This is a genomic window from Hymenobacter swuensis DY53 (genome assembly GCF_000576555.1).
Classification (GTDB): Bacteria; Bacteroidota; Bacteroidia; order Cytophagales; family Hymenobacteraceae; genus Hymenobacter; species Hymenobacter swuensis.
On sequence record NZ_CP007145.1, the window covers coordinates 634,816 to 653,861 of the forward strand.

The following is a 19,046-nucleotide window of genomic DNA, read 5'->3' on the forward strand; positions in this document are numbered from 1 at the left end:
GCCCCGCTGGCATAATGGCAGTGGGGCTCTTTTGCTGCTGAATCCTAACTTAATTATTCACTTCCTTCGCCATTCAGGTCCGCTCCAATGAGTGTAATACGGGAGGGTGTTCCCCCCACGCTGAAGGTGTGCTTTTCCGCCAGCGTAGTCTTATCCAGCATATGCACCTTGCCTTGTGATGCGTTGGTGAGGTATATGTAAGAAGATGATGCCGTTAGAAAAGGTGCTGCTGCTGTCACATCCGGAATAAGATTTAACACTGATTTCTCCGCTTTCTTTGCACCAGTAGCACCATCAAATACCAGCAGCCGGCCATCGGCCTGTAACACCAAGATATCCTGCCCGGCTGCATCATACAGGGCGCGTGCGTATTGCGTAATGCCGCCCACACTGGTAAAAGTCTTGGCTACAGGATTAACCAGGTGCAGACCCGCCGTAGCACTCATGCCCAAAAACGTTTTGGCGTGTGCTCCATAGCTGAGTGAGGAAAGCCAGTTCGCCCCAAAGCTGGCCGGATAGGGCATCAACTCCTGCTGGCCGCTATTCTGTACCTTCAGAATGCCCTGCGGTGTGCCAAATAAGGCCGTAACGCCGTCGGTGGCGTTGCCGTGAATATTGGTGGTCGTGATACCGGAAGGGCTGCCTACTTCAATACCCTGAGCGTTTACAATCTTCACACGCCAGGGAGCAGCTCCCGTTGCAGCCTTGTCCGACACGGCATAGGTGCCATTCAAAAACGTTATTACTGCTCCGTGATGCGGGCTGCCCACCGAAATTGCTCTGGTAGAAGTAGATGTATGCAACTCTGTTTCATTAATGTTGTGCAACTTCCCGTCACTGTCGCCAAAGATGGCAATGCTGCTGCCTTGTACGCTGAAATGCGCCGGCTTGGCTGCTGCCGCTTTAGTCAGTGCCCATTTGGGTGAGCCTTTGATGTGAGCATGGTCACCATGCGCCTCGATACCACTGTCAAAAAACTCCACCAGGTTGTTCGCTCCGTATACCAACGCTGCAAACCGACCGGAACCCGTTGGGTACAGCGCAGCCCCTGCAAAGCTTCCCTGAAAGGTTTCCTGACTCTTTTTATTGGGCGTAAGCAAGGTGACAGCCGGGCTTGTTTGGTCGGTAACCAGCAGCCGGACGTGCTGGCTTTCCAGCTTTTCCGGCGCGGCTTTCTCCGATTCATTCTTGTCGCAGGAAGCGAGAATGCCCGCAAACAGCATAGCGGCAGCTGGTTTGAGAAGGGTACGGGTTAGGTTCTGCATAATAGTGGGTGAAAGAGTGAATGAGTCGCAAATGTATATATGAAACAATGTTGCATATGTTAAAAACATATTAAAAAAGCCCCGCCGACACAACGTCGGCGGGGCTTTTCTGTATACTCCAATCTGGTTATCCCACGGCGGGCATCTCCACGTTGTTGAAGCGGATGCCGCCGTCTTCCAGCACGGCTTCCACCACCGCGTCCTTGCTTACGCGGCCCGAGAGGATATCTTTCGACAGTTCGTTGAGCACCAGGCGCTGGATGACGCGCTTGAGCGGCCGGGCCCCGAAGGTGGGGTCGAAACCCTGCTCGCCCAGGAAGTCCAGCACCTCGGAGGTGGCGGCCAAGCGGATGCCGGCTTCTTCCAGGCGCTGCTGAATCTGGCGGAACTGGATGTCCACGATTTTGCGGATTTCCTTGCGCTTGAGGGGCTGGAACATCACGATTTCGTCGATGCGGTTCAGGAACTCGGGGCGCATGTGCTGCTTGAGGCGCTCCACCACTTCCTCGCGGGTGCGGTCCACCACTTCATCGTGGTTGTACTCGTTCAGCTCCTTGAAATTGTGCTGAATGATGTCGGCCCCCGTGTTCGAGGTCATGATGATGATGGTGTTCTTGAAGTTCGCCACCCGGCCCTTGTTGTCGGTGAGGCGGCCGTCATCGAGCACCTGCAGCAGGATGTTGAACACGTCGGGGTGGGCCTTTTCGATTTCATCGAGCAGCACCACCGAGTAGGGCTTGCGGCGCACGGCCTCGGTCAGCTGGCCGCCTTCGTCGTAGCCCACGTAGCCGGGAGGTGCCCCAATCAGGCGCGACACGGCGTGGCGCTCCTGAAACTCGCTCATGTCGATGCGCACCATGGCGTTTTCATCGTTGAAGAGGTACTCGGCCAGGGCCTTCGCCAGTTCGGTTTTGCCCACGCCAGTCGTGCCCAGGAAAATAAACGAACCAATGGGCCGCTTGGGGTCCTGCAATCCGGCCCGGGAGCGGCGCACGGCGTCGCTGATGGCCGCAATGGCCTCCGATTGGCCGGCCACACGCTTGCCCAGCTCGGCCTCCAGGTTCAGCAGCTTCTCGCGGTCCGACTGCAGCATCTTGCTCACCGGAATGCCGGTCCACTTGGCCACCACGTCGGCAATGTCCTCCTGGGTCACCACTTCCTGCAGCATCGAGCCGCCTTCCTTGCCTTTGTCGGCTTCAGCCTGGGCCTGCAATTCCTTCAGCTTGGCTTCGGCTTCCTGAATCTTGCCGTAGCGCAGCTCGGCCACGCGGCCGTAGTCGCCCTGGCGCTCGGCCTGGTCGGCTTCCAGCTTGTAGCGCTCAATGTTCTCCTTCTCGGTCTGGATGCTGGTGAGTGCCGATTTCTCGTTTTCCCACTGCGCCTTCAGGTCGTCGCGACGGGCCGAGAGGTCGGCAATGTCCTTGTTGAGCACGGCTTCCCGGTCGTGGTTTTCCTCGCGGCGGATGGCCTCGCGCTCAATTTCCAGCTGCATGATGCGGCGCTGTACCTCGTCCAGCTCCACGGGCATGGAGTTCAGCTCGATGCGGAGCTTGGCGGCGGCCTCGTCCATCAGGTCAATGGCCTTGTCGGGCAGAAACCGGTCGGTGATGTAGCGCGAACTGAGCTCCACGGCGGCAATAACGGCGTCATCGGTAATCCGCACACCGTGGTGCAGCTCGTACTTCTCCTTAATGCCGCGCATGATGCTGATGGCGTCCTCCACAGTCGGCTCGTCCACCATCACGGCCTGGAAACGGCGCTCCAGGGCCTTGTCCTTCTCAATGTACTTCTGGTACTCCTTGAGCGTGGTGGCCCCGATGGCGTGCAGCTCGCCGCGGGCCAGGGCCGGCTTGAGCAGGTTGGCCGCGTCCATGGCGCCGTCGCCGCCCGCGCCGGCCCCGATGAGCGTGTGCATCTCGTCAATGAACAGGATAATCTGCCCATCCGAGTCGGTTACTTCCTTGATGACGGCCTTGAGGCGCTCCTCAAACTCGCCTTTGTACTTGGCCCCGGCAATGAGCAAGCCCATATCGAGGCTCATAATCACCTTGTCGCGCAGGTTTTCGGGCACGTCGCCGGCCACGATGCGCTGGGCCAGGCCCTCCACAATGGCGGTTTTGCCCACGCCCGGCTCGCCCAGCAGCACGGGGTTGTTCTTGGTGCGCCGGCTCAGAATCTGGAGCACCCGCCGGATTTCCTCGTCGCGGCCAATCACCGGGTCCATCTTGCCGGTGCGCACCTGCTCGTTGAGGTTGCGGGCGTAGCGGTTGAGGCTCTGGTACTGGTCCTCGGCCGACTGCGACGTGACCTTGCGGCCCCCGCGCAGCTCCAGAATGGCCGCTTTCAGGTCTTTCTCGTTGAAGCCGGCGTCCTTCATCAGGGTCGCCACGGCATCCTTGCCGCTGAGCAGCCCCAGCAGCAGGTGCTCCACCGACACGTACTCGTCCTGGAACTCCTTGAGGTAGCCGGTGGCACGCTGCAAAGCGGCGGCGGTTTCGTTGGCAAGGTAGGGCGAGCCCCCGCTCACCTTGGGGTAAGCGGCCACCAGGGCGTCGAGACGGGGCGTGAGGATGTTGAGGTTGGCCCCCAGTTTCTTGGCCACAAACGACAGCACGTTCTCGTCGCTCTGGAACAGGCCTTTCAGCAGGTGGCCGGTTTCAATGGCCTGCTGCTGGTTGGCGCCGGCAATTTCGGTGGCCTTCTGCACGGCCTCCTGCGCCTTGATGGTATAGTTATTAAAGTTCATGGTTTGCTTTCGTCGTAGGGTGAGACTTCGCAATGGAAGGTTCTACGAAAGGCACAGCAAACGGGGTGCGAGAGGGGTTTTGCTGACTTTTTGGCTGAAATCTGAATTATATGCTGATTCTATTGTGTCAAAATTTCAGGATAGGCTGTTACTATCCGACTGATTTGACTTAGCGGCCTCCATTGCTTCCGGCACGATATACAGCTCCTGAAACATCTGCTCCACTTTGCCTAGTAGGTTGGGCTCCTGATTGGCGCAGTTCTCCAGGAAATAGGCGCTGATGGCGGGCAGAACGTGGTGATTGAAATCCGCAGAGTCAATGAAGGTGGCAACCGACTGAAAATACACCCGAAACCGCTTGGTAAAAGCTCGGCTCTCACCCGCCAATGCTTCACCAATGAAGCCGGCCGAAGCCAGCGGGTCGCGGCGGCAGAGGTCGGCAAATACCCGCAAGCAGGTGCTCAGAATGCGAAAAGCGTCGCCGTCATTCACCAGCAGCTTAAAGCGGTTGGGGGAGTTTTTGAGCGCCAGAGGATAGAATTTCAGCACGTATACATGGTGCTCATACTGCTCGGCCTCTACCACATACCGCCGGTTCTTGCGGGTGCGAAACGTGTAGTAATGCGTACAAACCAAAGGGCCGCCCTGCTGGGTCGGCCCTTTGCGATACGTAAACGGGTAGCCTTCTCCCGGCTGCCGGATTTCAGAGAAGGTAGGCGTAGGCATTGCGGCGAATCTTCTTCAGTTCTTCTGGAGAGAGGGTATCAAACTTGAACTGCTTGGCATATTCGCGGGCCTGGGCCAGCCGTTGCTCTTTGGTGAGCTTGGTTGGTTCTGTTGGCGTTGGCTTGTTGTCGGTGGTTCCCATGAGGCAGCAATGTTAAGTAGCTGTATTACTACGAAGATATGGCAAAAGGTTCAGCAAGTGGCCCATTGCGTCAGTCTACCGAATCCTAATGGTATAGTCAGAAACTATCCAACACAAATATGCGAAACCAAGGGCCGCAGTATGTCGCTGAAGGGTTTAATAACTAGTAGATTATAAGATGGTTCCTAACGATGGTTTTTTCTGGTGCTTCACAACCGAGGAAGCACACAGAAACGCCCCGCAATCATCCAAGTTGCGGGGCGTTTCTGTGAGTCATAGTGTATGTTTTCTAGGCCACCTGCCGGCCCAAACCCACTCCAGCCCCCGCCGCCCGCCGGAACAGCAGCCCCGCCGCAACCCAGAGGCCGGCAAAGACCGTGTTGAGCACAATCACCCAGAGTACGCCCATGTTGAGCTCAGGCCGCTTGATGAGCAGCGCAATGAAAGGCACGGCAAACTGGGCGAGGGCTGTTGCAAACATGGCGCGGGCCATGCCCTGCGGCTGGAGTTTCACCAGAACTGCCCCGATGAAGCCGACGAGAAGCACCGCGCCGTAGAGCAGGTTGACGGGGTTGTCTTCGCTGCCGATAAAGCCTACGGCCAGGTTGCCCCACACCAGCAGCAGGGAAGCGGCTACCGTTATTCCGGCAGCCAGCTTATATGCCCCGCTGCGGCCCCGGCTGGCTACCAGCAGATACAGCAGCCCCGCGAGCAGCAGCAGGACGCCGGCCATTACAACGTGCGATACGGTCATATGCGTAATACGTAAGGTTCAGGAAGAATTCAGGATAGGTTTGCTAAGCCAACTGACGATTTGGAGCTGAGCCGGCAGCGTCGGCGCGGCGAAACAGCCAGCCCGAAACCGCCCATATTGCCGCGAAAACCGCGTTAAACACCACCACATTCACTAGGTGCACGGAGGGTTCGGCGGCGGCACCCGTAGGCTTCCACACAAACAGCCCGATCAGGGTAACTGCCACGTAGGTCAGCGACGCCGCGAACATGGCATTGGACATGCCTCGCGGCCGGAACCGGGCGACGATGGCCCCGATAAGCGCCACCAGCAGCACGCCGCCGTACAGCAGGTTCACCGGGTTATCCTCACTCCCCACCAGCCCCACGGCCGCATTGGCCCACACCAGCATCAGGCCGGCCACCACGCCCACCCCAACGCCCAACTTGTAGGCGGTGCTGTTCCATTTGCGGGCAATCAGCAAATAGGTCAGGCCCGTACCGAACAGCAGCACACCCGCAAAAACGAAGTCGGAGAAAGTCCAGTTTACTTCCTGAGTGAACTGCATAGCCACCAACGGAATCAGGAGCAGAAGGCCGGTAGCCAGGGCGAGGAGAAGAAGGCTTTTGGGGAGTGACATGATGCGGAGCTGTTAAGAATTCAGAAAAATAGAAGAATGACCGTGGCAGAAAGCAGGCGCGAACTATCGGCTGGAAATCCGGGTCCGGGCAGTGGGTAGTTGCCGAATAATCAGTCGCTACCACTTATAACACAAAGAATATAAAAGAACTTTGTATTTCAAAGTTAAGGACCGAATTTTAATTCGCTCTGCTGAGGGCTCATCGGTGAATGGCTGATGAAATAGGGCTCAGGAAGCCTTTGAGGCTTGCTACACGGCTGCTGACGTATCGTTATGGCGGCCGTTGTCAGTTTGCCGTTGCACGCCTCGCCAGGTATAAGCCAGACTGGAACGGCGTTGAGAAGGCCGGCATATGAACTCCGCAACAAGGCCGCTGGCTTTCAGCAAAGTGGGGTAGGTGCTTACTCCGCCAACTCGCCATTTTGGTGCAGCCAATCAAATATCAGCTGGTCCACGGCCGAAACTTGCGGGCGGTGGCGGTAGGTGAGCCAGATGATTTCCTCGATTTCGGCGGCGGGCTGCAGCTGGCCGGTGTGGGTGGCGGCGTAGAGCGTCATCTGCACCAGCACGTCGGGGGCATGGCCGTGGGCGGGAGCCGTAAACACACCGCGCAACTGCAGGCTGGCCGGGTCTAGAGCTATGGTCAGCTCCTCCCAAATTTCGCGCAGCAGCGTTTGGGTATCGGTTTCGCCGGCCTCGCGCTTGCCGCCGGGCAGATAGTACCGGTCTTTGCCCCGGCTGCGGGTGCTGAGCACGCGACCTTCTTGCAGGTGCAGCCAGGCAATTTTGTCGATGAGGGACATAGCGTAACTCAGAATAAGCAGCGGAAATCTACGTCGAAGCCATTATATTCCGCTACTGGTCAGCTTTTCACCTCCAACCCAATCGCTATGACTGCCAATGACTTCCTCGGACCTTTGAAAGACGCTACCCGCCGCGAAGTAGGCGGCGTACAGGTAGATGTAGTGCGCACCGGCAACTCCCGGGTGAAGCGGGTGGTATATCCGGCGGGCTTCCGGTGGTCGAAGGACATGCGGCCGGTGGTGGGTGGTGCGCTGTGCCAGCACGCGCACGTGGGGTTTCTGGCGACCGGTAAGCTAGGCATTCAGTACGCCGACGGCACGCAGGAAGAATACACGGCCCCGCAGGTAGTGGCTATTGCCCCCGCCACGACGGCTGGGTGATAGGGCAGGAGCCTGCCATCCTGATTGAGTTCGATTTCGAGGGCGAAACCGTGGAGCGGCTGGGGTTGAAACGGGAGTAGAGCCAAACCCGTGCAAGGATGGAAAAACAAATCGGGGCAACAGGTAAAACGGGTTGTCCTGCCAGATAATTTATTGCCCGGCAGGAAATAACCCAACCGGAAAATATCTAGTTTTGACCGCTCTGAGTGGCTGGTGCACTATCCTTTGCTTTGTTTCATATCCACAGTTTCATGAACAAATTTTACTATTTGGCCCTTGGGCTGAGCTTAACTGCCTGCTTGGCAGGATGCAAAAAAGACGATGTAAAGCCTAATGGCCCTACGCTTACCGCTAACGAAACCCTGCTAACGGCCAAAAACTGGCGTATTACGGCGGTTATTGGTACTACTACCTTCCTGGGACAGACTATCACAACGGATGGGTATCCTCTGCTGAAAACCTGCCAGAAGGACAATTTTGTGAAGTACAACGCTGATAAGACAGCAGTCTCAGATGAAGGAGCAACCCGTTGCTCCACGAATGACCCACAGACTTCAAGCTTCACCTGGTCCTTCAATGCGGCCGAAAACGAGCTAACTGCCACGGGGCCGGTAAATGGCACCACGCAGACGGTAAAAGCAGCGGTTCTGGAACTGACAGCCACCACCCTGCGCGTGAGAACGACGAACGAACAGACGCAGGGTGGCTACACGATTACGTCTACGGCCACTACCACGTACGCCTCTTTCTAACGCATTGGCCTAGCCCTCAGAGCGAAAAAGCCCGGCGCTGCTAAAGTAGCGCTGGGCTTTTTACGTGTGTATTAGCAGCACATCAAACTGCCTGGGCCGGCAGCGTCTGGCACAGCCAGGCATACAGGCGGTCTACGTCCGGCTTGCGGAACAGCTCGGTGCCGGGGTTCATGGTGGCGGCCGAGCCACAGGCCACGCCCAGCCGCGCCGTTTCGGGCAGACTCAGGCCGGTGCTCAGGCCATGCACGAGGCCCGCCACCATACTGTCGCCGGCACCCACGGTGCTGCGTTTTTTCACGGCCGGGGCCGGAATGTGGTCGATGGTGTCGGCTGTAACCACGCAGGCGCCCTGCGGCCCGAGTGACACGACCACTACTTCAGCCTTACTGTCGCGCACCAGCTGCTGGGCGGCCTCCGTCACGGCGAGGTTATCTAGTTCTTCTACACCGGCCATTTTGCTCAGCTCGCCTACGTTGGGCTTGATCAGGTACACGCCTTCCTGCAATACGCGCTGTAAGGCTGGGCCGGAAGTATCGGCAATGACTTTGGTGCCGGCCTGTTTCGCCCACCGGACTATTTCGGCCAGAAAATCAGGCTCGACGCCGGGCGGGAGGCTGCCGCTGATGACTAGGAATTCGGGGGCTTCCGGCAGCGCTTGAAGGGCAGCCAGTACCTGCTGCTGCTCGGCCATGGTCAGCTCGGTACCGGGCATCCCGAAGCGGTACTGCTGGCTGCTGGAACTGTCTACCACAATGAAGTTCTCGCGGGTGCGGCCCGCAATGGCTATGGGTAGCTGCTGAATCTGCTCCTGGGCCAGCAGCTCCTGCAACTGCTGGCCAGTAGGCCCGCCCGCCGGGAACACCGCCACCGACTCGGAGCCCAACCGCCGCAGCGCCCGACTCACGTTGATGCCGCCGCCGCCGGGCTCGAACCTGGGCGCGGCGCAGCGCAGCTTCTGGTCGGGAATAATGTGGTCGGCGGTGGTGCTTTTATCAACGGTTGGGTTCAGCGTGAGCGTGACGATGCGCGGCATAAGCAGAGTAGAAAGAAGCAGGTGAAGTAGCGTGTACTGCCCACGCGGCCGGAGGTTGTGCAGGAGCCGGGGCAATCTTGCCCCGAAAAGTAAACATCCGCCGGGGTTTCCCGTCTTAGCAGAGCGGCGGCGCGGTTTGTGTGGCCGGCCGGCGCTACCGGTAGTCTTCCCACTTTTCTCTTGCCCGCTATGCTCAAGCGTATACTTTCCTTGCTGACCGTGGCCTTGCTGCCGAACCTGATTTCGGCCCAGACGACCGTCACGGGTACCATCCGCTTCGGCGGCACCGTGCGCGACTACCGCCTCTACGTGCCCCGCGCCTACACCGGTGCGCAGCCCGTACCGCTGCTGCTGAACCTGCACGGCTACGGCTCCAATAACGTGGAGCAGGAGCAGTACGGTGACTTTCGCACCATTGCCGATACGGCCAACTTCCTGGTACTGCATCCCAATGGCACCGTGGATGCAGCCGGCAACCGATTCTGGAACAACTTCGTGCCTCCTGGCAGCGGCGGCCCCGATGATGTAGCCTTTCTGGCAGCATTGCTGGACTCAGTGAGTGCGCGCTACCGCGTGGAGCCGAGCCGCGTGTACAGCACCGGTATGAGCAACGGCGGCTTCATGAGCTATGAGCTGGCCTGTCAGCTGAGCGGGCGCATTGCGGCCATTGCCTCTGTTACGGGCAGCATGGTGGCTAGTCGGCTGGACGCGTGTGCACCCTCACGGCCCGTGCCGGTGCTCCAGATTCACGGTACCGAAGATAGCCTAGTGCCGTACTTGGGAAATGGGTTTTTCCTGCCGATTCCAACCGTTCTCAGCAGCTGGGTGCAGCGCAACGGCTGCAACCCCACGCCCATCATCACGCCAGTGCCTGATGCCAACCCCAATGACGGCAGTACGGCGGAGCGGCAACTGTACACCGGTGGCCGCAACGGTAGCGTGGTGGAGTTGTACCGCATTATCGGGGGCGGCCATACCTGGCCGGGTGCACCCATCAACACCGGCGTCACGAACCGCGACATTAATGCCAGCCGGGAAATCTGGCGGTTTTTGCGGCCTTACCGCCTCTCAGGACTGGTGACCACAGCTCGGGAAGCGCTGGAGCAGCAGTTCTCGGTAACTCCCAACCCCGCCCGCGACCAAGTGACGCTACGCTTCGGAACTACCGGGCTGCAACCCGCGCAAGTGCAGGTAACAGATGCCGTGGGCCGCGTGGTAGCCGTTAAAAGTCAGCGCGCCAATGATGGCAGTCTGCGCCTCAGTACCGAAAGCTGGGCTCCCGGCGTGTACTGGGTGCGCGTGGTAGTAGGTGGGCAGCCCTTGTACCGTCGGCTGCTGAAGTCGGCGGAGTAGCTCTGGCAGTTCTGGTCTGATAGTCTGGGAGTCAGCATCATTGTTTCTATTCGTGGTACAAACCGGCAGATTTGCCCTTCCTTTGTGCCTGCCGATTTTTTCTGTTGTCTATGCCAGCTCCTGAGCTTGCCCTCCGCACCGTCGATGTGACGCGCTACATCATTCCGTTGCGCGAGGGAGGGTCGTTGCCCGCACTGGTGGAAGCCAGCGACGGGTTTATGTACGTGGTGAAGTTCCGGGGCGCGGGCCAGGGGCTCAAAGCCCTGATTGCCGAGCTGATTGTGGGCGAGCTGGCCCGGGTGCTGGGTCTGCGGATGCCCGAGCTGGTGTTCATCAACCTAAGCGAAGCCTTCGGGCGCACTGAGCCCGACGAGGAAATTCAGGACCTGCTGCGCTTCAGCACGGGCCTGAACCTGGCTCTGCACTTCCTGGCCGGCGCCGTTACCTTCGACCCGCTGATCAACGACGTGGAGCCGCGTCTGGCCTCCTTGGTTGTTTGGCTCGACTGCCTGACGCTGAACGTGGACCGCACGGCCCGCAACACCAATATGCTGATGTGGCACCGGGAATTGTGGCTCATCGACCACGGCGCGGCGCTGTACCTGCATCATAGCGGCGCTGGCTGGGCCGCCAAGGCCACCCGCCCGTTCCCGCAGCTTAAGGACCATGTGCTGCTGCCCCGCGCCACCGAGCTGGAAGCTGTTGATGCCGAGGCCCACGCTCGCCTCTCGCCGGAAGTGCTGACAGCCATTGTGAACCTGGTGCCCGACGAGTGGCTGCAGGAACCCGACCTCAGCCCAGAGGAACAACGCGCCCAGTACGTGGCGTTCCTCTCGACGCGGCTGGCGGCCTCGCATACCTATGTTCAGGAAGCTTTAACTGCCCGCAATGCACTTGTTTGAGTATGCCGTGCTGCGCGTGGTGCCCCGCGTGGAGCGCGAAGAGTTTTTGAACGTGGGCGTGATTCTATACTGCTCGGCCCAAGGGTTCCTGCAAACCCGCTGCCACCTACCCGAAACCCGCCTGCAGGCTTTCGCCGGCTCGGGCTTAGATCTGGATGACCTGCGGGCCCGACTCCAAGTGTTTGAGCGCATCTGCCGGGGCCGTCGCGAGGGTGGACCCATCGGGCAGCTGGCCGTGGCTTCGCGCTTCCGCTGGCTCACGGCTATGCGCAGTACCATCGTGCAGACTTCTCCCGTGCACCCCGGCCTCTGCGACGATGCCGCCACCACGCTGGATCGGTTATATGAGCAGCTAGTAGCTTGATAATGAGCTTGCTTTATGCGTGATTTTGGCTATATTCCGGTAGTCAACTCACACTAAACCAAGCAGGTTATGGAAGTGCGTAACAACTGGCCCGTCCAGCGCGGGCTGCATCTCAACCGGTTGCCGTGGTGGGCATACGCCCTGTTCATTCCGGGCGTGTACTTGTTCGGCTGGGTATTGCACCTCATTGGCGTAATCCCCGGCTAGTACCTCCAGCGTGCTCAATGCCCCACGGCCCGGTCCCGGATAACCTGTATAGGTAGCTTCGGGACCGGGCCGTGGACGTTGAGAAGCTTGCGGACAGGGTGTAGTTCTCACATGGCCACCCCCAGTCGAAAGCCAACAGGAATGTACAGCCCCTCGTGCCCATAGTCGCTCATACTGGCAGCGTAGTAATTACCAGGTATAACAGAACGGGAGGTAGCTTGGCGCAGCCCTATTCCAAGGTAAGTGTCGAAGAATACGGGGGTATTCGGGAACAGCACCTGCCGGCCCAGTATTACGGAAGCACCATATCGGTCAATGGTTTCTGTTTGGTCGCGCAGGCGGTACTGATAGTAATACAACCCATTGGGACCTGGTTCAGCCAGCCAGCCCGGAGCCTGAAACTGCATCCGGAAATACTGGTACGAAACCCCGTAGCTGACATAAAACCCATCAAAGGGAGTTAGTTGTGGCCCGAGGTAGATGCGGTGCTGCACGTCCAGGCCGTAGCCGCGCACCCGGTCTGCCCCATTTTGGTGCAAGTTAGAAGTCAGGTCGTTCACCCGGCCCCGGTACCATTGTGGCGTTAGCACTAGGCTGTGGCGGGAGTCGGGCTGCCACGGCTTTTCTAGGCTCAGGTAGTAGCCACTGGCCAGTAGCGGAAGAGCACCCACCGAAACCGCACCATAGCGGTTTTTGGTGGGCTCAATGGGGGGCGTTCCGGGTATTTGGGCCAGTAATCTTACAGGCAGTAAAAGGGCCAGTGGGAGCAGCCAGCGCATTAGCGGGTAGAGCTAATGGGCAACTTGCTCAGCGGGGTGAGGCTGCCGTTGCGGTAGCGGTACTGGTACAGACCATCGGGGCCGATGGCCAGCAGCAGCCCCCGGTGCGGAATGACATCCGACACGTTTACCGGGAAAACCTGCGGCGTGGGTAGCAGCGGGGCCTGCCGGGTATCATAGACCTTGAGCTGGTCCTTATCGCATACGAACAGCAGGGTGCTGTCCACCCCCAGGCCCAGCGGGTGCTGCATAGGGTAACTCTGGGCCAGACGTGGGGCGCGTAGGTTCGTCAGGTCAATTACTTGCAGCTGATTCGGCCCGCCGCCGCAGGTTCGCCCGTCGCGCAGGGTTACGTAGGCGTACCGTTCGTCTACCACCACCGGGTCGCAGCTCATAACGTGCTGATAATAGGCCGCCTGTTGGGGTTGATTGGGCACGGTGGCATCAAAAATGAACATGCCGCGCTGCGTACCCAGAAACAGGTAGGGCGGCCTCGGGTAAATAGTTTCGATGCCCAGCCCCAGCGGAATGATGGTGCCTCTGGCCGGCGCGGCTGGGTTGGCCAGGCTAAAGGACCGCAGGCTCTCATTGTCCACCACGTACAGCGTGTTATCAAGGACGGTGAAGCGGGCCAGGGAGCCGCCTTTGCCGTTATCGGCGGCGGCATCGGCACTGTTAGGGCTGGCGTCGCTGTTGGTGCTGCAGGAAGTGAGAGGCAGGCTGCCGAGTAGGCCGACCAGGAGCAGAAGAGTAGAAAATTGCTTCATAAAAATCGGGGCTTACAGTTTCTGCCAGCCAATAACTACCGCATCGGCCGGGCGGTTCTGGGGCTGATATTCGGCGGGTATTTCGCCGGTTTCGGGCATGGGCAGCTCCGGCACGGCCTCGCGGACCCGGTTCAGCAGCCGGGCCGCCTGCACGTTGCTCATGTCAAACGTGAGCAGGTCGGAGCCACTGTCGGCGTAGAGCAGATTGCCTTTCATGGCCACATCCACATTGCCGGGAATGCGCAGAAAAGCTACCGGCTGCGGGTGCTCTGGGTCTTGGTTGTTGATAATATGGACGCCTTCGTACTGCTCGTTGATGAAAATGTACGGGTCGCGCAGATAGATTTTGCCCGTGTTGTGTAGTTCTTGGGGCGGCAGGACGGCCACTGCCTGCTCCAGCTGCGTGCGGGCCATCAGCAGCGGCTTGTACTGTGGGAGGGGTGCCCGATCCATCGGATCAATAAGGCCGGGGCAGGCCGTCAGGCTCATAAGCAGGCCGCCTCCGAGAAGAATAGCGTACAGTTTTTGCATAGCAGCTTGGATAATGTGGGTTACGGGTAGGAGGACAACTACTAGTGATATGGTTGCATTTAAGGTGTTCGTAGTTGAAAATTAACACGATTACAGGGGCCAGGGGGGGCCTTACTTCTTCTCTCATAGCAAGCAGCAACTCTGCATGTAATTCCGGATGCCTCAGGGCAGCATAGCAGATTACAATCGCATGATTCCGGGAATATCATTTCATATTCAGTGGTGGTACTGATGTAGCACACTATCAACCGCGGCTAGCTTTAACTATTCATTTGAGTTGATTTCACGGCCCGGCAGTATTCACCTTATTCATAAAATAATGGACACTAACGATATCACTTTTTCCGTCACGGTGCACTTGAACGGGAAGCAACTCGCCAATGACTTTGCTGCACAGTCACCAAGTCGTTTTGAAGAGAATGTAGTCGGTGGTGCAACCGCTCTGGAAGTAGCTCGCCCACGCAGCTATTACCAAGGCTACGAAGGCTACACTAAGGATTTTCTGGATATACCCGTTGAGTTGCCAACCCTAACGGAAGAGCAGCGCCGCAATGCCGCAAAGAACAGTGATACTAAATCCATTAACGACCCTACCATACTGCCCTACACTCACTTTAGTATTGTGATGAATCGTCGGCGGCAGTTGGCTTACTACACTGCCGTTAACATTGATGGTAGCCAAAGCCAGGAGCTAAGCCGAGGCAAAGACCGTTGGTTCTTTGATTCGCGGATAGCGGAGTCGGAGCAAATCGGCGAGGCGCTTTATAGCCGTAACGCGCTGGATCGAGGCCATCTGGTACGACGCCTGGACCCGGTATGGGGGCCGCAGGCACAGCGCGCCAACGATGACACGTTTCATTTCACCAACTGCTCTCCGCAGCACGCGCGCTTCAACCAAGGGCAGGACCTCTGGCAAGGCCTGGAAAATTATCTGCTGCATACGGCAGACATTAAAAATAAAAGGATAACAGTGTTCACCGGTCCGGTCATGCAGGAAGACGACCCGCTCTATAAAGGAGTCCGTTTGCCGCTGGCCTTCTGGAAAATTCTGGTTTATGTCAAAGGAGAAAATTTAGCAGCTGCGGCCTACATGCTGGAACAGGAGCAGTTGATCGAAGATATGCTGGGGCGGGAAGCTGCCTTTGAGGCCGGAACTTTCCGCGTTGAGCTGAATGAAATCAAGACGCGCACCGGACTCGATTTTGACTACTTAAAAGCGCACGAGCTACCCTTGTCTGCCAACGGATTGGAGTTGGTCGCCAAGCGTTTTCGCATTCGCATGGACTATAAGAATTTAAGTATGTAGGCGCCGGAAAGCTTACCTACTGCTTAATTCCTACGCTGATCAACTTCTTTCGCCATGAATGATCTTATCAATTCAGCACTTATGGCAGTGTATGACCGGCTGGTCGCGTCTGAGCGGGAACGAAATAAAACCCGGAATGATGTGCGCTTGGGTCGGCTTCTTGAGGCTGATACCCCCGAAAGAATTGAAAAGCGCAAAATGCGGCTGTTAGCAGATACAAGCACTGCGCCTGCCCTAACCAAAGCAGATAGGGAGATTTTGGCCAGCGGACCCGTGCTGAATGCTCCGCCTGACACTCAGCGGGCATTCGAAAGCACTATCGGTACCTATGACGGGCTGCCTTGCTGGTTTTTACTGAAAGGCTGGGAAGCGCGTCGTACAGTTGGGCGTATTTATGTTCGTAGCCGAGGCATCCGTGTGGGCTGGGGCACAGGTTTTCTCGTTGCTCCCAACTTGTTGTTAACCAATCAGCACGTTATCAGTAGCCTGCAGGTTGCCCAGGAAAGCTGGGTTGAGTTTGATTACGAAGAGAGTTTTGGCGGTATCATCCACCCGACTGCACTTTTCAATTTTCGGCCGGACCTAGTGTACATCAGCAGCCCGGCAGATGGCGGCTTGGATTATGCCTTGATAGGCGTGGAATCGACACCACGCCCTGAAAGCGGCCGACCTACGTCAGTGCTGACGGAGTTTGGGTATAATTTTCTGTTTAGTGAAGAAGGGAAATTGATAAAAGGCGAATCCATTAACGCACTACACCATCCCGAAGGGCAGCCCCGCCAAGTAAGTATGCGTAATAACCGCTTACTGGCCTTGGAAGAGCCTGCCCTAAACAACACATGGATGCATTACGAAACGGATACGTTGGAAGGCTCTTCCGGCTCCCCTTTGTTCAACAACCAATGGGAAGTGGTTGGCGTCCACCATGCAGCAGCAGAAAAGCGGGATGAAAATGGCAATATTCTGGCCCTTGGCGGTGGCCTATGGGAGGAGGCCATGGGTAAAAAAATGAAGTGGTGGTACGCCAACGAAGGCTTGCGTATCAGTTATTTCATGAAAGACGTTGAGAGGCGTTTTGTGGCCGCAACTGCTGCCAATGTCACATCAACGCCTAATTGCGTCATCAGTTCGCTGGGTAGAACATTTGTTGAGATGATGCTACGGCCTGTTATTGGCGCAACTGCCCATCCGGATTTGCCGCCACCAATGGATGATATGCTACCGCTAACTTCTGCCAGAGAATCTCGTCCCGAATAATCCGGGTTAGGTTTCGCAAAAGTTCAATGAAGTGTCTCGCTTCGTTCTTAGCTGCGAAATAAGTGCAAAGTCAGGATATTAATACCCTTGCCGCAGTTGTACTTTGTTTTCCAGCGGCTCCTGCAGCAGCAGGTGCCGGAGGTTGCGCAGAAATACTGCCACTTTGCCTTCGTCTTCGCCGGGCTGGCCGCCCCCACTGTGCTGGGTGAGCAGTACGCGCGGAATATTCCAAAGCGGGCTGTTGGCGGGCAAGGGCTCCTGGGCGGTTACATCGAGTACGGCCCCACCCAAACGGCCAGACTGGAGGGCCACAATGAGAGCTGGCTCATCGGTGGTATTGCCCCGGCCCACGCTGGCGTACAGGGCATGTTCCGGCAACGCGGCAATCAGGTCGGCTGAGAAGAACCCATCGGCACTGCCGGGCAAGCAGTTCACCACAATATCCGTGTGGGGCAGGACCGCCTGGAGCTGCTCCCGGGAGTGCAGCTGGGCACTGGGGTCGGTGCGGGCCAGGAACTGTACATGACAGCCAAAGCCCGTCAGTTGCTGCGCCACGGCCTGCCCGATAGCGCCGCTGCCCAGAACAACCACGCGCTGGTGGCGCAACAGCCGCATCAGGGGCCGTATAGGATTTCCTACCCAGCGTTTTTCCGCCTGCCATACGGCCAGTTCCGGCACGTAGCGCAACAACCCCAGTAAGCCCGCCACCATGGTTTCGGCGCAGGGCCAGGCAAAAAAGTCGCCCATGTTCGCAACCGGAAAGGCGGGCTGCAATTGCTGGTACCGGTCTATGCCGGCGGAGTCAATCTGCCAGAAGCGCAGGGCGGGCGGCATCGGGGCAAACCACTCCGGCGGTGGGTTGCCCAGTAGCAGCTCGGCTGCCTGAAAAGCTGCCGGCTGCTCATCGGCAGGTATATCGGTGCGGAAGACCGGGCGAACAGCGGCCGGCAGCTGGCGTAGCAGCTCAGTGCGGGCCGAATCGGAGAGGGCGGAATAAACGAATAGATGCATCAGGGGCATACTACCCAACCCGCGCCGGAGGTTGCATCGGGCAGCAGAAGATAGGGGCGGGCCAGAGCCGCTCAACAGAGGGGTATGTACCCTGCAGCCCCGGTTCCAGTGGCAAATTGCCGTCCCGAAAATCCAGTCTCACTATGGACGTGATTGGAGTAGATATGACGGAGGAGCAACTCGACGTAGCCCGGGGGCACATAGGGGCGCATATTACCCGCTTTGGCTATGCCGCGCCCAACGTGGAGTTTCGGCACGGCTACATTGAGGACATGGCCACGGCCGGCCTTCCTGATAATAGCGTGGATGTAGTGGTGAGCAATTGCGTCCTCAACCTCAGCACGGATGAAGAAGCTACCTACCGCGAAATTTTCCGGGTGCTGAGGCTCAGGGGCGAGCTGCACATTGCCGATGTTTTTGCCGACCAGCGCGTACCCGTAGCCCGGCACCAGGACCCGGTGCTTTACGGCGAGTGCCTGAACGGAGCACTCTATACCGAAGATTTTCGCCGCCTGCTGCACCGAATTGGCGTTCGGGACTACCGCCTGACCTCCAGCCGCCGCCTCACCATCGATAACCCCGGAATTGAGGTCAAAGTGGGCAATATCGGCTTCTACTCCCTCACCGTGCGTGCGTTCAAGCTCGATCTGGAAGACCGGTGCGAGGATTTTGGGTAGGTGGCTATTTATGAAGGTACGGCCCCGGGTTTGCCGCACGCGTTTGACCTCGATGACCACCACCGCTTTGAAACCGGCAGGCCTATGCTAGTGTGTTGCAGCACGGCGGCCATGGTAAGCGAAACCCGCTACGGTCAATATTTTCGGGTGCTAGGTGACAAGAGCCGTCATTTCGGCCTGTGCGACTGCGGCCCCGCACTAGTCGTGGGCAAAGCCGCTAGAGTGAAGGCCGCCGGAGCCTGCGGTTGTTAATTTTCTCTCAAATTATAGAAAAAAGCCCCGCGCCTATTCGGTACGGGGCTTTTTGGTGGTCAAGGACCCTTAGTTAACTTAGTCCTTGCGCGAATACTGGTCGTAGCGCACGGGATCCTTCTTCTTGTCTTTTTTGCGGCCGATGACTCCGCCGGCAGCGGCCCCGGCTACAGTGCCAATTACCGCCCCTTTACCACCGCCAACTACGGCTCCGGTTACTGCCCCGGCACCGCCGCCAATGGCGGCGCCTTTGGCTTTTTTGCTCCAGGTTTTTTTGGTCTGAGCAGAAGCGTCCGATGCTACTACCGTGCTTTCCAGAACAAACAGGGCCGAAAGCATAGCCGCATATATTTTGATGGTTTTCATGGCGTAAGTCGTTAACACGGAGAAAAATGTGTTTAGGTCGTCTAACGCGTATG

General features: G+C 58.0%; 22 protein-coding genes. 9 read left to right on the forward strand and 13 right to left on the reverse strand.

Annotated features, from left to right (window positions below; translation table 11 throughout):
* Positions 1-53 precede the first annotated feature (53 nt).
* The 7 genes from HSW_RS04235 to HSW_RS04260 form a co-directional block, all read right to left on the reverse strand.
* Positions 54-1,265 (reverse strand): YncE family protein, encoded by a 1,212-nt coding sequence (locus HSW_RS04235; protein WP_044000953.1) that lies wholly within the window; start codon positions 1,263-1,265, stop codon positions 54-56.
* A 127-nt stretch (positions 1,266-1,392) separates the two neighbouring features.
* Positions 1,393-4,011, reverse strand: coding sequence for an ATP-dependent chaperone ClpB (gene clpB / locus HSW_RS04240; RefSeq protein WP_044000954.1), 2,619 nt, complete (start codon positions 4,009-4,011; stop codon positions 1,393-1,395).
* Between the two features lie 135 nt (positions 4,012-4,146).
* A complete protein-coding gene (locus tag HSW_RS04245) occupies positions 4,147-4,737 on the reverse strand; it encodes a hypothetical protein (protein ID WP_044000955.1) in 591 nt (196 codons plus the stop codon).
* The gene (locus HSW_RS24085) at positions 4,715-4,879 is read right to left on the reverse strand and encodes a hypothetical protein (protein ID WP_155832816.1); all 165 of its coding nucleotides are present in this window, start codon (positions 4,877-4,879) and stop codon (positions 4,715-4,717) included. Before HSW_RS24085 ends, HSW_RS04245 begins: the two co-directional genes overlap by 23 nt.
* 289 nt (positions 4,880-5,168) lie before the next feature.
* Entirely contained in the window at positions 5,169-5,633 is a 465-nt protein-coding gene (locus HSW_RS04250; RefSeq protein ID WP_052346101.1) for a hypothetical protein, read from the reverse strand.
* 43 nt (positions 5,634-5,676) lie between these two features.
* Entirely contained in the window at positions 5,677-6,252 is a 576-nt protein-coding gene (locus tag HSW_RS04255) for a hypothetical protein (protein WP_052346102.1), read from the reverse strand.
* Positions 6,253-6,653: 401 nt separating this feature from the next.
* Complete coding sequence (locus HSW_RS04260) at positions 6,654-7,055, reverse strand: NUDIX hydrolase (protein WP_044000956.1); 402 nt, start codon at positions 7,053-7,055, stop codon at positions 6,654-6,656.
* Positions 7,056-7,142: 87 nt separating this feature from the next.
* Between HSW_RS04260 and HSW_RS04265 the strand changes: the two genes are divergently transcribed.
* Together HSW_RS04265 and HSW_RS04270 are read left to right on the forward strand one after the other, a co-directional pair.
* Positions 7,143-7,436: a cupin domain-containing protein gene (locus HSW_RS04265; protein ID WP_197031940.1), complete on the forward strand. Its 294-nt coding sequence runs from the start codon at positions 7,143-7,145 to the stop codon at positions 7,434-7,436.
* 251 nt (positions 7,437-7,687) lie between these two features.
* Positions 7,688-8,188: a hypothetical protein gene (locus HSW_RS04270; RefSeq protein ID WP_044000957.1), complete on the forward strand. Its 501-nt coding sequence runs from the start codon at positions 7,688-7,690 to the stop codon at positions 8,186-8,188.
* An 82-nt stretch (positions 8,189-8,270) separates the two neighbouring features.
* On the opposite strand, the gene HSW_RS04275 is transcribed toward HSW_RS04270, so the two are convergent.
* Positions 8,271-9,221: a 1-phosphofructokinase family hexose kinase gene (locus HSW_RS04275; RefSeq protein WP_044000958.1), complete on the reverse strand. Its 951-nt coding sequence runs from the start codon at positions 9,219-9,221 to the stop codon at positions 8,271-8,273.
* A gap of 189 nt (positions 9,222-9,410) precedes the next feature.
* Between HSW_RS04275 and HSW_RS04280 the strand changes: the two genes are divergently transcribed.
* The 4 genes from HSW_RS04280 to HSW_RS24090 all read left to right on the forward strand — a co-directional run bounded on the left by HSW_RS04280 (position 9,411) and on the right by HSW_RS24090 (position 12,047).
* Positions 9,411-10,574 (forward strand): extracellular catalytic domain type 1 short-chain-length polyhydroxyalkanoate depolymerase, encoded by a 1,164-nt coding sequence (locus HSW_RS04280; RefSeq protein WP_052346103.1) that lies wholly within the window; start codon positions 9,411-9,413, stop codon positions 10,572-10,574.
* A gap of 110 nt (positions 10,575-10,684) precedes the next feature.
* Positions 10,685-11,476 (forward strand): HipA family kinase, encoded by a 792-nt coding sequence (locus tag HSW_RS04285; RefSeq protein WP_044000959.1) that lies wholly within the window; start codon positions 10,685-10,687, stop codon positions 11,474-11,476.
* On the forward strand, positions 11,454-11,840 hold the full coding sequence (locus tag HSW_RS04290; protein WP_044000960.1) for a DUF3037 domain-containing protein: 387 nt from the start codon (positions 11,454-11,456) through the stop codon (positions 11,838-11,840). The genes HSW_RS04285 and HSW_RS04290 overlap by 23 nt, the downstream gene beginning before the upstream one ends.
* Positions 11,841-11,909: 69 nt before the next feature.
* On the forward strand, positions 11,910-12,047 hold the full coding sequence (locus HSW_RS24090; protein WP_155832817.1) for a hypothetical protein: 138 nt from the start codon (positions 11,910-11,912) through the stop codon (positions 12,045-12,047).
* 107 nt (positions 12,048-12,154) lie between these two features.
* Here the strand turns inward: HSW_RS24090 and HSW_RS04295 are convergent, their stop codons facing one another.
* From HSW_RS04295 to HSW_RS04305, 3 genes are read right to left on the reverse strand one after another with little or no spacing between them, the layout of a single operon-like run.
* Positions 12,155-12,826 carry a hypothetical protein gene (locus HSW_RS04295; RefSeq protein WP_044000961.1) on the reverse strand — a complete coding sequence of 224 codons (672 nt, stop codon included), beginning with the start codon at positions 12,824-12,826 and terminating at the stop codon, positions 12,155-12,157.
* Positions 12,826-13,593 carry an LVIVD repeat-containing protein gene (locus HSW_RS04300; RefSeq protein ID WP_044000962.1) on the reverse strand — a complete coding sequence of 256 codons (768 nt, stop codon included), beginning with the start codon at positions 13,591-13,593 and terminating at the stop codon, positions 12,826-12,828. Before HSW_RS04300 ends, HSW_RS04295 begins: the two co-directional genes overlap by 1 nt.
* A gap of 12 nt (positions 13,594-13,605) precedes the next feature.
* Entirely contained in the window at positions 13,606-14,124 is a 519-nt protein-coding gene (locus HSW_RS04305) for an LVIVD repeat-containing protein (RefSeq protein ID WP_044000963.1), read from the reverse strand.
* A 319-nt stretch (positions 14,125-14,443) separates the two neighbouring features.
* Between HSW_RS04305 and HSW_RS04310 the strand changes: the two genes are divergently transcribed.
* Both HSW_RS04310 and HSW_RS22500 read left to right on the forward strand, forming a co-directional pair.
* Positions 14,444-15,430: a DNA/RNA non-specific endonuclease gene (locus HSW_RS04310; RefSeq protein ID WP_044000964.1), complete on the forward strand. Its 987-nt coding sequence runs from the start codon at positions 14,444-14,446 to the stop codon at positions 15,428-15,430.
* Between the two features lie 54 nt (positions 15,431-15,484).
* Complete coding sequence (locus tag HSW_RS22500) at positions 15,485-16,687, forward strand: trypsin-like serine peptidase (RefSeq protein WP_052346104.1); 1,203 nt, start codon at positions 15,485-15,487, stop codon at positions 16,685-16,687.
* 78 nt (positions 16,688-16,765) lie between these two features.
* Here HSW_RS22500 and HSW_RS04320 read toward each other — a convergent pair whose 3' ends face one another.
* Positions 16,766-17,698, reverse strand: a complete 933-nt coding sequence (locus HSW_RS04320) for a D-2-hydroxyacid dehydrogenase (RefSeq protein WP_044004110.1) — start codon at positions 17,696-17,698, stop codon at positions 16,766-16,768.
* A gap of 116 nt (positions 17,699-17,814) precedes the next feature.
* Between HSW_RS04320 and HSW_RS04325 the strand changes: the two genes are divergently transcribed.
* Positions 17,815-18,375 carry a methyltransferase domain-containing protein gene (locus tag HSW_RS04325; RefSeq protein ID WP_394332384.1) on the forward strand — a complete coding sequence of 187 codons (561 nt, stop codon included), beginning with the start codon at positions 17,815-17,817 and terminating at the stop codon, positions 18,373-18,375.
* Between the two features lie 330 nt (positions 18,376-18,705).
* Here the strand turns inward: HSW_RS04325 and HSW_RS04330 are convergent, their stop codons facing one another.
* Positions 18,706-18,993, reverse strand: a complete 288-nt coding sequence (locus HSW_RS04330; RefSeq protein WP_052346106.1) for a YMGG-like glycine zipper-containing protein — start codon at positions 18,991-18,993, stop codon at positions 18,706-18,708.
* Positions 18,994-19,046: the final 53 nt, after the last annotated feature.